Raw genomic sequence first — 12582 nt, 5'->3', positions numbered from 1 at the left:
GGCCGCCTCAATCGACGCAGCAGCTCATGCTGCTGGCCGAGGGCGGGACATCGAGAGCCGGATTTTCACTGAAGAATCCGGTGGGATGAAGGGCAAAACCGGCGGTGATCACGGGCTGGACCGGAAAATCCTCGGGACGCGGAATGTGGTGCAGACCGAAGCTGTGCCACACCACGACATCGGTATCGACCAGCGGGCGGTCGGAGGCCGTCCAGGCCGACAATCCGTCGCCGCCGCTGCTCTGGTTGGGGTAGCGGCCGGCCGCGTAAAGCTCGTCGGGATGGTAGGCGGTGACCCAGAGTTGCCGGGTCATGAAGGCCGCGCGCCGGGTGACCATCGCGTGGGGGTGTGAGAAGGTGGGGACCGGGCTCAGCGGCAGCAGCTTGTAGGCGGTGGGCTGGCCCAGCCCGTTGCGCGCCTCGGCACTCTCGATCTTCCAGAAGCGGGCGGCGTTGAAGTCGACGTTGCGCTGCGCGCCCTGCTCGGTTGCCAGGACCGTCTGGCGCGTGGTGAAGGCATTGCCGTACGGATTGTCGGCGCCCATGGGCAACGCCACGGTGTCGACCTCGACCACGCGGTTGCGCTCGCCGTCGACCGCCACGTCGAGGCGCATGTTGAAGACGTGCTGATGGTAGTGGGCATAGACGCCCGGCGACACGATCGTCCCATAGTCCGGCGCTTCGCCGGGCCGCAGGCCGGCGGTGTTCATGATACCGGTCGCCTTCATCTCGAAGTGGATCGAGCCGTCCTGGTGAAAGTACCAGAACGAGCCGTACTCGTAGTTGCCGATGGTCGAGATCGACGACACGACCAGCCGCCGGGCGCGCCTCACATCGACCTCGCCCGTGAAGAGGTCGGTGTGCTTCCACAGGATGCCGAAATCCTCCTCGTGCAGGCAGACCGCGCTCTCGATGCAGTAGGGATCGCCCTTGCTGTCGGCCAGCCAGGCGTCGAAGTAGCGGATGGCGCCGAGACAGTCGCAGCCCAATGTCAGGGAATTGGCCAGCACGCCGATGCCGTACTCGCCGACATCGAAGGCGTTCTTGCGAAAATGCCCGCCGCCGGGATGACCGTAGGGCACGACCATCTCGGACAGCGCGGCCCGGTGCAGCACCGACCGCAGCCGTCCCTCGTCCTCGTAGCCGATCGCATGCAGCACGAGCCCTTCGCGGGCATTGAAGCCGACGCGGAAACGCCATTTCTGCCAACGGACCTCGTTGCCCTCGACGACGAAGCTCGGGCCGGCCGGCTGGACGATTTCCAGCGGCTTCACGTCGTCGCGAAAGACGCTGCGATAGCGGGCGGCATAGTTGCGATCGAGCCTCGGGACGTCGGCCACGCCGTAGTCGTCGACACGCAGCACCTCGGCCCGGTCGAGATCGACGACGGCACACAGTCCCTCGATCGGGTGGGCATAGCCGTTGTCGTTCTTCTCGCTCCGGTACCAGCAGAAAGTATGGGAGAGCCGCCGGCCCTCCTCGTCCGGCAGCCCGTAATTGCCGGCCGACCAGGGGTCGACCTGGACGTTCTCGATGTCGGTGATGCCGCGCCGCGCCAGGGCCTCGCGGAAGCGCGGATCGGCCCGCGCCACCTCGCCGACCAGCAGGATGTCGTCGACCAGGATGCGCGGCCGCACGCCGGGAACGTGCCGCCAGTCCACGACCTTGTCGGCGACGAGGTCCACCCGGGCCTCCCAGACCTGGCCGTTGGTGCGGTCGAAGGCGCAGACGAACGCCTCGCGCGGGAGCGACGCGCCCGCCTGGAAATCCTTCACGACGCTCTTGTCGGGTTCGTGCAGGCTCACCGTTTCGAACATCATGCCCGGCCCGAGATCGTGTGCCGCTCGCACCGCCGCCGACGCTCGGCGGATTTCGTCGGGGGTCAGCGGATCGAGCGGATGGCCGGGGGCCGCGTGCTTCACAGTCTCGGCGATGGCATCGGGCATGGCATTCCTCTCTACGGCATTCTCACGGTCACGATTGCGGAGCGCAAGGCTCGCCGCGGGGGCCGACCTGCAAAAGCAGTGCCTTGACCCCGATCCCGTATCGGCTTCCTCTGCCGACGCATGTCCGCTCCCGCCATCGACACGACCGACAGCCTGTCGCGCCTGATCCCCTCGCGCACGGCTCGCGGCTTCTTCCTCGCCGTGCTGTCGGGGATCTTCTTCAACTTCCTGAACGCCTCGGTGAAGGAGCTGGCGAGCGAGATGCCGCCGCTCTACGTCGCCTGGGGCCGCTGGGTCGCGGGCGTGGCGCTGATCGCGCCCTATCTCTTCTGGCGCGCCGGCCTCGCCGGCATGAAGACGCAGGATCTGAAGCTCCACTGCTTCCGCGGCCTCTTCCATACGTCGGGCTATGCGCTGTGGTACGAGGCCGTGGTCTGGCTGCCGCTGGCCACAATGGCGGCACTGGGATTCACCGGACCGATCTTCGTCACCCTGGGCGCGGTGATCTTCCTGCGCGAGACGGTGCACTGGCGGCGCTGGCTGGCGGTCGGCATCGGCTTCGCAGGCATGCTGATCATCGTGCGGCCTGGCCTCGTCACCGTGAACCCCGGCATCATCATGATGCTGTGCGCCGTGCCGCTGATCGCCGGCTCCAACCTCGTGGCCAAGGTCGTGTCGGGCCGCGACAAGCCGGCGGTCGTCGTGCTCTGGCAGAGCGTGATCGGCGCAATCTGCTTCACGCCCCTCGGCCTGTGGTTCTGGCAGACGCCGACCCTCGACCAGCTCCTGCTGTTCCTGGCCGCCGGCTTCTTCGGGACGATGGGCTATTTCTTCATCACCTGGGCCTACCGCCTGCTCGACATTTCCGCCCTGCAGTCCATCACCTTTCTCGGCATCGTCTGGGCCGCCTTGATGGACGTTGCGGTCTGGGGCAAGACCTCGGACGTCTGGACCTTCGTGGGCGCGGCGATCATCGTGGCGTCCACGACATACATCGCCCACCGCGAGGCAAGAGCGGGGGCCGCCGCGGGAGGAAAGAAGAAATGACGGATCGTCTGGCCGGCAAGGTTGCGCTCATCACCGGCGGCGCCTCGGGCCTCGGCGCCAATGCCGCCGAACTCATGGCCAAGGAAGGCGCGCGCGTCGTGGTGGCCGACGTGGCCGTCGATCGCGGCAAGGCCGTCGCCGACCGGCTGGGCTCGGCCGGCCATTTCGTGAAGCTCGACGTCACCAGTGAGGACAACTGGAAGGCCGCGATCCAGGAAACCGTCGACAAGTTCGGTGCCATCCATGTGCTGCTGAATTCGGCCGGCATCGGCCTCAGCAAGACGGTCGAGGAGATCGAGCTCGCCGAATGGCGCAAGGTGCACGCGATCGACCTCGACGGCGTGTTCCTGGGCTGCAAGCATGGTGTCGCCGAGATCAAGAAGCACACGGCACGGCTCGGTGGCTCGGTGATCAACATCTCGTCGATCTCCGGCATCATCGCCGGCGCCAACATGGCGGCCTACAATTCGGCCAAGGCGGGCGTCCGCCTGCTCAGCAAGTCGGTGGCGCTGCACTGCGCCAAGTCGGGCTACAACATCCGCTGCAACTCAGTGCACCCGACCTTCATCGACACGCCGATCCTCGACAAGTATCGCGACCGCTTCGGCCAGGACCTGATGCAGCAGAAGCTCGGCAAGCAGGTCCCGATCGGCCGCCTCGGCCGGCCCGAGGAAGTGGGCTGGGCGATCGTCTTCCTCGCCTCCGATGAATCGAGCTTCATGACCGGCTCGGAAGTGATCATCGACGGCGGCATCTCGGCGATGTGATCTACCTGTCGTCTCGGGCGGGGTCGCCCCCCGCCCTGGACCGCAGCGAAGGACCTCGCATGGCGGCCAGACGGCGACCGTAGTTGGCGTGAGATCCTTCGCTGCGCTCAGGATGACAAGGGGTTCAAATGCTGCTCAATCTCGACGGACGCAAGATCTACTTCGACCTGGCCGGGCCGCAGAATGCGCCGGCCGTCTGCTTCACCCACTCGCTGGCCGCCGACGGCGGCATGTGGACCGAGCAGCTGGTGCCGCTGCTGGCCGCCGGCTATCGCGTCCTGCGGCTCGACATGCGCGGCCATGGCGGCAGCCAGCCGGTCGAGGGCGACTACACGATGGACGAGCTGGCGGCCGACGTGAAAGGCGCGCTCGACGTGCTGGGCATCTGGAAGGTCCATTACATCGGCCTGTCGATCGGCGGCATGATCGGCCAGGGCTTTGCCCTCGCCTACCCGGAGCGCCTGCACTCGCTTACCTTGTGCGACACCCACCCCTCCTCGCCCGACGATTCGGCGGGGCTGTGGGACCAGCGCAAGACGGCCGTCCGGGAGAATGGCGTGAAGGCGCTGGCCGACGGCAACATGGAGCGGTGGTTCACCCCGGAGTTCAAGGAAGCCAATCCGACGCGGTGGAAGGAGATCCATTCGACGATCTGCGGCACATCGGATCTGGGGTTCCTGGGCTGCGCCGCGGCCATCCAGAACTTCGACTATCTCGACCGGCTGCCGACCATCAAGATCCCGACCCTGGTGATCTGCGGCGACGACGATCCCGCGACGCCGCCCGACCGCAACAAGCTCATCGCCTCGAAAATCCCCGGCGCGCGCTACGAGGACATCGCCAAGGCCCGCCATCTGCCCAACGTCGAGCGGCCCGAGCCGTTCAACCGGCTCATGATGAGCTTCCTCGGCCTCAATCGTTAGGACACGACAAATGGATTTCGCCTTTTCCGAAGACCAGCTCGCCATCAAGGACAGCGTCGCCAAGCTCTGCGCCGGGTTCGACGACAAATACTGGCTGAAGAAGGACAAGGACGGCGGCTTCCCTGAGGACTTCTACCGCGCCATGGCCGATGCGGGATGGCTGGGCATCGCCATGCCGGAGGAATTCGGCGGCTCCGGCCTCGGCATCACCGAAGCCTCCATCATGATGCAGGCGGTGGCCGAATCGGGCGCCGCCCTTCAGGGCGCCTCGGCAATCCACCTCAACGTGTTCGGCCCCAATCCCATCGTGGTGTTCGGCACCGAGGAACAGAAGAAGCGCATCCTGCCCGACATCATCAAGGGCAAGGTGAAGGGCTGCTTCGCCGTCACCGAGCCCGACGCCGGCCTGAACACAACGGCCCTGGAGACGCGGGCCGAGCGCGACGGCAACGGCTATGTCGTGCATGGCAAGAAGACCTGGACCACGACGGCGCAGATCGCCGACAAGATGCTCCTGATCGCCCGCACGACACCGAAGGAAAAGTGCAAGCGGCCGACCGACGGGCTGTCGCTCTTCTACACCGACTTCGACCGCAGCAAGATCGAGGTGCGCGAGATCGAGAAGATGGGCCGCAAGGCGATCGACACCAACCAGGTGTTCATCGACGGGCTGAAGGTGCCACTCGAGGATCGCATCGGCGAGGAGGGCAAGGGCTTCCACTACCTGCTGCACGGGCTGAACCCCGAGCGCATCCTGATCGCGGCCGAGGCGATCGGGATCGGCAAGGCCGCCCTCGCCCGCGCCACGCAATATGCCAAGGAGCGGGTCGTGTTCGGCCGGCCGATCGGCAAGAACCAGGCGATCCAGCATCCGCTGGCCGAGAGCTGGATGCAGCTCGAAGCGGCCAACCTGCTGACCTTCAAGGCGGCCTGGCTGTACGACAACGGCAAGGAATGCGGTGCCGAGGCCAATTCGGCCAAGTATCTCGGCGCCCGCTCGGCCTACGAAGCCTGCGAACGCGCCATCCTGACCCATGGCGGCTACGGCTACGCCAAGGAGTTCCACGTCGAGCGCTTCCTGCGCGAGGTCATGATCGCCCGCATCGCCCCGGTCAGCGAGCAGCTCATCCTCTGCTACGTGGCTGAACGGGTGCTGGGACTGCCGAAGAGCTACTGACCGGCACGAATTGAGGCGGAAAAGGGGCGGACACAGACGATTGTATCGTTTGTATCCGCAACCCCTTGGCGATTCAGGGCGTTCGTTCAGTACCTGATCGCAACCTTTCAACGGAGCCGCCCAATGACTCGCAACCAGCTGAATGCCGGCCTGGCGCTGGGAAGCGTGTTCCTCATGGCAGGCATCGTGGCCTTCGCCCCGCCGGTTCCGCCGGCTTCGGCCCAGAGCCAGGCCGAGCGCATCTGCCGGGAGCAGGGGATCACGCCGAAAACCGAAGGCTATGAATACTGCCTGTCGCAGGCCACGCGCGCCATCGAATGGGGCAAGCCCGAGATCGCTTACACGATGGCGAAGGTGACGGCGGACGCGCGCGATTCCTGTCTCGAGTACGGGCTGTCGCCCGCCACCTCCGGCTACAGGTCCTGCATGGAGCGCGAGACCCATGCCCGTCGCCTGCTGGTGTTCACCGACGAGCCCCAGTACGAGCGCGACGTCGCCGAGCACTGATCGGCGCAGGCAACTTCCTCTCCTCTGATGACGTTTTTCCAGCGATGAACGGAGGATGCCATCAACCGCTTCAACACGCTCTTGATCGCCGTCGGCACGGTGGCGGCAGCCACGGCCCTCACGCCCCAGGTGCAGGCGCGCTCCGGCCACGCCTTGGCGGTGGCCGAGAAGGCCTGCCTCGACCAGGGTGTCAGACCGCACTCCACGGCCTTCGAGAAGTGCGTCGAACGGGTGGCGGACGCGTATGACCGCACAGGTCAGTTGCCCAAGGTGACGTGGCCCACCGCCTAGATCGCCGCGAGACTGCGTCGATCTACCTGAGGGAATCGGAATCGACGAGTCTCCGTGCAGCCGTCCTTTGTGATCGCAGTGCGGACCTGATGCCGCCTATGCGAACCGACCATCTGCCCATTGCGGTGCATCCGGCATAGACTTGCCGGATGCAACCGCTCCCCTCTTCCGTCCTCCCCGCCGGCGTCCGCGCCCGCATCCTCCCCGGCATCAACGGCCTCGACATCCACGTGCTCGAAGCCGGTTTCGACAAGAAGGCGCCGGCCGTGATGCTGTTCCATGGCTTCCCGGAAATTGCCTACAGCTGGCGCAAGGTCCTGCCGGCCCTCGCCGCGGCGGGATATCACGCCATCGCCCCCGATCTGCGCGGCTACGGCCGTACGACGGGCTGGAGCGCCGACTTCGACGCCGACCAGATCGGCTTCCGCTTCACCAACCTCCTTCGCGACGCGATCGGCGTGCTCTTTGCGCTCGGCCATCGCACCGCCGAGGCCGCGGTCGGGCACGATTTCGGCTCCTCGATCGCCTCCTATGCCTCCCTGGCGCGCCCCGACATCTTCAAGCGCATGGCGCTGATGAGCGCGCCCTTCCCCGGCCCGTCTTCCGTACCCTTCGACACCGCCGGCAAGCCCGCTGCACCCAAGGCGCCGGACGTCCACGCCGCGCTGGGGGCGCTGCCGCGTCCGCGCAAGCATTACCAGTGGTATCAGTCGACGCGCGAAGCCAACGAGGAGCAGTGGCACGCCAAGCAGGGCCTGCACAATTTCCTGCGCGCCTACTATCACTACAAGAGCGCCGACTGGAAGGCGAACAAGCCCTACGAGCTGAAGGGCTGGACCGCCGAGGAGCTGGCGAAGATGCCGACCTACTACGTCATGGACCTGGCCGAAGGCATGGCCGAGACGGTCGCCAAGCAGATGCCGACGCCTGAGGAGATCGCGGCGGCCAAGTGGCTCACCGACGACGAGCTCGCGGTCTATGCCGGCGAATACGAGCGCACGGGCTTCCAGGGCGGCCTCAACTGGTATCGCGCCCGCACCAGCGGCCGCGTGACGCCCGAGCTCGAGATCTTCACCGGCCGCACCATCGACCAGCCCTCGACCTTCATCTCGGGCAAGAGCGACTGGGGCAACTACCAGTCGCCCGGCGCACTGGAGAAGATGCAGAAGAGTGCCTGCACCAACATGAAGGAGATCCACATGGTCGAGGGCGCGGGCCACTGGGTTCAGCAGGAACAGGCGGCGGAAGTGAGTCGCCTGCTGATCAAATTCCTGAAGGAGACCAACGCCTGACCGACCTGGTCCGCGTTTCCGCGGCCGACGAGGCTGCCCTCCTCGCGCTCAACAACGACCATGCCGTCGAGCTCTCCTGGCTCGACGCCCCGCGGCTGCGGCATCTTCTGGGGCAGGCCTTCCATGCCCGCCGCGCGGGCGAGGTCGCGGCCTTCCTCATCGCCTTCGACCAGGACGCCGACTACGACAGTCCGAATTACCTCTGGTTCCGTGCACGCTATCCGGCCTTCGTCTATGTCGACCGCATCGTCGTCGCCCCGGCGATGCGCAAGCGCGGCCTGGCGAATCGCCTGTACGATGATCTCTTCCGCGCGGCCGCCGCCGCGGGCCATGAGCGCGTCGTGTGCGAAGTGAATTCCGATCCGCCCAATCCGGCCTCCGACGCCTTCCATGCGGCGCTCGGGTTCGGCGAAGTGGGCCGTGCCGGAATCCATGGCGGCGCCAAGACCGTCCGCTATCTTGCGCGTTCCCTCGTCCCGGCACGCTGACACAGGAGGCGCCCCTCATGTCCGACCTCGCCGCTGTCGATTCGCTCACCGTAGACGTCATCACCGACAATGTGAGCGACACCTATGCCAGCAAGCCTGCGTTCGCGGTGTCGGAGATGGCCAACATCCTGAAGGCCGGCGCGACGGAGATTTCCGGCGAGACGCTGCTGGTGGCCAATCTCGGCTACGGATTGCGCCTCCGGACGAAGATCGGAACGAAGCAACACACGCTGTTGTTCGATACCGGCACCGAGGGCGCGGCCTTCCTGCGCAACTGTCGCAACATGGCGATCGATCTCGGCGAGGTCGAGGAGATCGCCGTCACCCACGGCCACTGGGATCACATGGGCGCGCTGCCGGCTGCGCTCGATGTCATCGGGCGCCGCCGCGGCCGGGGCAGCGTGGCAGTCCACGTCAATCCCGACATGTTCAACGAACGCGGCGTATTGCTCAACGACGGCACGATCTTCCCTGCCGCCCGCGTGCCCACGCCCGCGCAGATGGAGGCGCAGGGCGCGCGCGTCGTCAACGACGGCCAGGCACGCATGCTGCTCGACGGCCACTTCTACTACAGCGGCGAGATCCCGCGGGTCAGCGCCTTCGAGAAGGGCCGCGAGGACCATCTCTGCCGCAAGGACAATTCGGAGGAGTGGCGGCCCGACCCGTTCCTGATGGATGAGCGCATGCTGATCGTGAACGTGCGCGATCTCGGCCTCGTCGTGTTCAGCGCCTGCTCGCATGCCGGCATCGTCAATGTCTGCACCGAGGCGAAGCGCCTCTTCCCCGACATCCCCATCCACGCGGTGATGGGCGGCCTGCATCTCGGCGGCGTCATGGAGCGTCTCATTCCACAGACTGTCGAAGCCCTCGCCCCCTTCGACATCGGCTGCTTCATCACCGGCCACTGCACCGGATGGCGGGCGCTGCATGCGCTGGCCAACGCGTATGGCGATCGGGTCAGCCAGTCGGCCGTCGGCACGAGCTACACGTTCGACGCCCGCGTGGCCCCGGCCGCCCGCGAGACCAGGGCGTCGTCGAGATTCGAAGCCAAGCCGACCTGGTGATGTCGCTTTCTCCCGGTCCCTTATCCCTCCGCGCGCTGAGGGCTGCGGCTTTCGAGGGCCGGGAACCGCCGCCGCTACAGGCGGTCGCGCGCCTTAAGTCGTATCGCTGGTTCGTCGTCGGCACGGTTTGCATCGGCGCCGTCATGGGCCAGGTCGACGCCAGCATGACCCAGGTGCTGCTGCCGCGCCTCGAAGTCGAGTTCGGCGCCCGCCTCGCCAGCGTGAGCTGGGTGGCCGTCGCCTACCTGCTGGCGCTGGCCTCGTTCATGCCGATCTTCGGGCGCCTGTCCGACATGTTCGGCCGCAAGCTCCTCTACACGGCGGGATTCCTGCTCTTCATCGCGGGCTCCGCCCTGTGCGGCTATGCGACGAGCCTGCCCTGGCTGATCTTCTTCCGCGTGCTGCAGGCGATCGGCGGTGCACTGATCACCTCCAACAGCGTCGCCATCGTCGTGATGATCATGAAGCCCGAAGAACGCGGTCGCGGCCTCGGGCTGCAGTCGGCGGCGCAGGCGGTGGGTCTCGGCGCCGGCCCGGCGATCGGCGGTTTCATCCTCGACACCTTGGGCTGGCAGTGGGCCTTCTGGATCAACGTGCCGCTCGGCATTGCGGGCGCGGTCCTGGGCTGGTTCGTCCTTCCGCAGACGGGCAATCCATCCAAGCATGAACGCTTCGATTGGCGCGGCGCGATCCTGATCGCGCCGGCGCTGACGGGCTTCGTGGCAGCGCTGAACGAGCTGCACGCGCTCGGCCCGACCTCGCCGATCCTGTTCGCCTGTCTCCTGGTCGGGACCGTCTGCGCCATCCTGTTCGTGCGCACCGAGCACCGCAGCGCGAGCCCCTTGCTCGATCTCAAGCTGCTCACCAAGCCCGCCTTCCTGCTGGGAAACCTGGCGAACTTCGCGTCCTACGCCACCCTGTTCGGGGTATTCTTCCTCGTCCCCTTTGCGTTGGTGCGCGTCTATCAGGACACCGCCCTTGCCGCGGGTCTGCGCCTGTCGATCCTGCCGGTGATGCTGGGTCTGCTCGCGCCCGCGGGCGGCATGCTCTACGACCGGCTGGGCGCCCGTCTGCCGACCTGCCTCGGCATGCTGACCTGCATCGTCGGGCTCGCGACGCTCTATTTCTTCCTGGACGGCACGCCTGCGAATCTCTGGCTGGTCACGCTATCCTTGGCGGTGATCGGCATCGGCCAGGGCCTCTTCATCTCGCCCAACAGCAGCGCCATCATGTCCGCGGCCCCGGACGGCGAAACAGGGCAGGCTGGCAGCGTCCTGAACGTGATGCGGATGCTGGGCATGAGTACCGGCATCGCCGGCGCCTCGACCCTTCTGTCGCTGTCCCTGGGTGACAGCAGCGGCAGCACGCTCGACCTGCCGACGGCAACCCTCGTGGCCGCCAGCCGCGACGTCATCCTTCTGCTGATCTGCCTGGCCGCCGCGGCGGGCCTGATCTCGCTGATCAGGCCCCGCGGCGTCGCTGGACGCGACGCCGCTCCTGGTAACCGAGACCCGATCGTGGAGTGATCAGGCGGCGAGCTTCTTCGCCGTCTCCGCGATCCGGCGACCCTGATAGCGGGCGCCGACCAGCTCGTTCTCCGACGGCTGGCGCTGACCGGTGCCGCCGGCGATCGTGGTGGCGCCATAGGGGCTGCCGCCGGTGATCTCGTCGATCGTCATCTGGCCGGCGTGGCCATAGTCGAGACCGACCACCACCATGCCGAAGTGCAGCAGGTTGGTGATGATGGAGAAGAGCGTCGTCTCCTGGCCGCCATGCTGGGTCGCCGTCGAGGTGAAGGCGCCGCCCACCTTGCCGTTCAACGCACCCTTGGCCCACAGGCCGCCCGCCTGGTCGAGGAAGCTCGCCATCTGCGAGGACATACGGCCGAAGCGCGTACCCGTGCCGACGATCACCGCGTCGTAGTCGGCGAGGTCCTCGACCTTCGCGATCGGCGCCTTCTGGTCGAGCTTGAAGTGCGCGGCCTTGGCCAGCTCTTCGGGCACGGTCTCGGGAACGCGCTTGATGTCGACCTGGGCGCCGGCCTCGCGGGCGCCGGCGGCGATTGCCTCCGCCATCGTCTCGATGTGGCCGTAGCTCGAATAGTAAAGAACGAGAACCTTGGTCATGTCAGTCTCCAGTTGTCGGTTGAGGTTGAGGTTGAAGGGAAAAGAGAAACGTCAGGCCGCGATCCGGCCCATCCGGCCGGCGTGATAGTCACGGACCGCGCGTTCGAGCTCGTCGATCGAGTTCATGACGAACGGCCCGTGGCGCAAGATGGGCGCATCGAGGGGATCGCCGCCGACCAGCAGGATCTCGCTGTCGCCCGCAGCCGTGATCTCGAGAGCATCACCGGCCGTCAGCCGTCCGAGTTGACCCGCCTCGAGCCGACGCTCGTCGCCGCCGACGCGCACGGCGCCGACCATCACGTAGACGCCGAGTTCGGCCGGGCTGCTCGCGGGAAGCTCCGCGCGGGCACCGTCCCTGAGCGAGGCGTGCACGACGAACGGCGCGCCAGACGTCGCGATCGGTCCCTGGAGGTCACCCAGGCTTCCCGCCACGAGCCGCGCCACGACACGCCCCCCGTCCGCCGTGATGGTCGGGATCTCCGACGCCTTGACGTGGCGATAGGCCGGTTCCCCGTGCTTTGTGCCCTTGGGCATGTTGATCCAGAGCTGGACGCCATGGACGTGACCGCCCTCGCGGCGGAGCTGCTCGTCCGGGCTCTCGTCGTGCACCACGCCACGCCCGGCGCGCATCCACTGGACCTCGCCCGGCCGCATGCTGCTGGTGTTTCCGAGACTGTCCTTGTGCGTCTGGCTGCCTTCCAGCAGCAGGGTCAGGGTCTCGATGCCGGCATGCGGGTGCGCCGAGGCGCCCTTGGCCTCGCCCGGCCGGACATCGATCGGGCCGAACTGGTCGAGGAAGATGAACGGGCCGATCGCCTCGTAGGCGTTCGACGGAATGGCGCGGCGCACTTCGAACCCGTCGCCTTCGAGCGTCCGGAACGCCTCATGAATGGACATGAGCTGGCGCCTGTTGCTGTTAATGGTCGAAGCCGTCATGGCCGCCCTCCTTGGTACG

At 66.8% G+C, this 12582-nt stretch carries 13 protein-coding genes; 10 read left to right on the top strand and 3 right to left on the bottom strand.

The window, feature by feature from the left end; all coding sequences use genetic code 11:
- Positions 1–7: 7 nt before the first annotated feature.
- A complete protein-coding gene (locus ACO07I_RS22140; RefSeq protein ID WP_422011178.1) occupies positions 8–1945 on the bottom strand; it encodes a primary-amine oxidase in 1938 nt (645 codons plus the stop codon).
- A 120-nt stretch (positions 1946–2065) separates the two neighbouring features.
- Here ACO07I_RS22140 and ACO07I_RS22135 point away from each other — a divergent pair, with 120 nt between their 5' ends.
- The 10 genes from ACO07I_RS22135 (at position 2066) to ACO07I_RS22090 (ending at position 11027) form a co-directional block, all read left to right on the top strand.
- Positions 2066–2992 (top strand): DMT family transporter, encoded by a 927-nt coding sequence (locus ACO07I_RS22135; RefSeq protein WP_422011176.1) that lies wholly within the window; start codon positions 2066–2068, stop codon positions 2990–2992.
- Positions 2989–3759: an SDR family oxidoreductase gene (locus ACO07I_RS22130; RefSeq protein WP_422011174.1), complete on the top strand. Its 771-nt coding sequence runs from the start codon at positions 2989–2991 to the stop codon at positions 3757–3759. The genes ACO07I_RS22135 and ACO07I_RS22130 overlap by 4 nt, the downstream gene beginning before the upstream one ends.
- Positions 3760–3887: 128 nt before the next feature.
- Entirely contained in the window at positions 3888–4682 is a 795-nt protein-coding gene (gene pcaD / locus ACO07I_RS22125; protein WP_422011172.1) for a 3-oxoadipate enol-lactonase, read from the top strand.
- Positions 4683–4692: 10 nt separating this feature from the next.
- Positions 4693–5859, top strand: coding sequence for an acyl-CoA dehydrogenase family protein (locus tag ACO07I_RS22120; RefSeq protein ID WP_422011170.1), 1167 nt, complete (start codon positions 4693–4695; stop codon positions 5857–5859).
- A 123-nt stretch (positions 5860–5982) separates the two neighbouring features.
- Positions 5983–6366: a hypothetical protein gene (locus tag ACO07I_RS22115; RefSeq protein WP_422011168.1), complete on the top strand. Its 384-nt coding sequence runs from the start codon at positions 5983–5985 to the stop codon at positions 6364–6366.
- 81 nt (positions 6367–6447) lie between these two features.
- Positions 6448–6657, top strand: coding sequence for a hypothetical protein (locus ACO07I_RS22110; RefSeq protein WP_422011166.1), 210 nt, complete (start codon positions 6448–6450; stop codon positions 6655–6657).
- A 149-nt stretch (positions 6658–6806) separates the two neighbouring features.
- The gene (locus tag ACO07I_RS22105) at positions 6807–7949 is read left to right on the top strand and encodes an alpha/beta fold hydrolase (RefSeq protein WP_422011164.1); all 1143 of its coding nucleotides are present in this window, start codon (positions 6807–6809) and stop codon (positions 7947–7949) included.
- Positions 7946–8437 (top strand): GNAT family N-acetyltransferase, encoded by a 492-nt coding sequence (locus tag ACO07I_RS22100; protein ID WP_422018348.1) that lies wholly within the window; start codon positions 7946–7948, stop codon positions 8435–8437. Before ACO07I_RS22105 ends, ACO07I_RS22100 begins: the two co-directional genes overlap by 4 nt.
- Before the next feature lie 17 nt (positions 8438–8454).
- On the top strand, positions 8455–9501 hold the full coding sequence (locus ACO07I_RS22095; RefSeq protein ID WP_422011162.1) for an MBL fold metallo-hydrolase: 1047 nt from the start codon (positions 8455–8457) through the stop codon (positions 9499–9501).
- Complete coding sequence (locus ACO07I_RS22090; protein WP_422011160.1) at positions 9501–11027, top strand: MFS transporter; 1527 nt, start codon at positions 9501–9503, stop codon at positions 11025–11027. Before ACO07I_RS22095 ends, ACO07I_RS22090 begins: the two co-directional genes overlap by 1 nt.
- Here the strand turns inward: ACO07I_RS22090 and wrbA are convergent, their stop codons facing one another.
- On the bottom strand, positions 11028–11627 hold the full coding sequence (wrbA, locus tag ACO07I_RS22085) for an NAD(P)H:quinone oxidoreductase (protein ID WP_422011158.1): 600 nt from the start codon (positions 11625–11627) through the stop codon (positions 11028–11030).
- Positions 11628–11678: 51 nt separating this feature from the next.
- A complete protein-coding gene (locus ACO07I_RS22080; protein WP_422011156.1) occupies positions 11679–12563 on the bottom strand; it encodes a pirin family protein in 885 nt (294 codons plus the stop codon).
- Between the last annotated feature and the right edge of the window lie 19 nt (positions 12564–12582).

Source organism: Reyranella sp. (assembly GCF_965227665.1).
Classification (GTDB): Bacteria; Pseudomonadota; Alphaproteobacteria; order Reyranellales; family Reyranellaceae; genus Reyranella.
The sequence above is the reverse complement of the archived record's forward strand: the minus strand, read 5'-3'. Positions and strand labels throughout refer to the sequence as shown.

Excerpts from the sequence above, each read along its gene's own strand:
- ACO07I_RS22135 (WP_422011176.1), top strand. The coding sequence starts at position 2,066 with ATGTCCGCTCCCGCCATCGACACGACCGACAGCCTGTCGCGCCTGATC.
- ACO07I_RS22095 (WP_422011162.1), top strand. The coding sequence starts at position 8,455 with ATGTCCGACCTCGCCGCTGTCGATTCGCTCACCGTAGACGTCATCACC.
- ACO07I_RS22130 (WP_422011174.1), top strand. The coding sequence starts at position 2,989 with ATGACGGATCGTCTGGCCGGCAAGGTTGCGCTCATCACCGGCGGCGCC.
- ACO07I_RS22090 (WP_422011160.1), top strand. The coding sequence starts at position 9,501 with ATGTCGCTTTCTCCCGGTCCCTTATCCCTCCGCGCGCTGAGGGCTGCG.
- ACO07I_RS22140 (WP_422011178.1), bottom strand. The coding sequence starts at position 1,945 with ATGCCCGATGCCATCGCCGAGACTGTGAAGCACGCGGCCCCCGGCCAT.
- ACO07I_RS22080 (WP_422011156.1), bottom strand. The coding sequence starts at position 12,563 with ATGACGGCTTCGACCATTAACAGCAACAGGCGCCAGCTCATGTCCATT.
- ACO07I_RS22120 (WP_422011170.1), top strand. The coding sequence starts at position 4,693 with ATGGATTTCGCCTTTTCCGAAGACCAGCTCGCCATCAAGGACAGCGTC.
- ACO07I_RS22115 (WP_422011168.1), top strand. The coding sequence starts at position 5,983 with ATGACTCGCAACCAGCTGAATGCCGGCCTGGCGCTGGGAAGCGTGTTC.
- wrbA (WP_422011158.1), bottom strand. The coding sequence starts at position 11,627 with ATGACCAAGGTTCTCGTTCTTTACTATTCGAGCTACGGCCACATCGAG.
- ACO07I_RS22105 (WP_422011164.1), top strand. The coding sequence starts at position 6,807 with ATGCAACCGCTCCCCTCTTCCGTCCTCCCCGCCGGCGTCCGCGCCCGC.
- pcaD (WP_422011172.1), top strand. The coding sequence starts at position 3,888 with ATGCTGCTCAATCTCGACGGACGCAAGATCTACTTCGACCTGGCCGGG.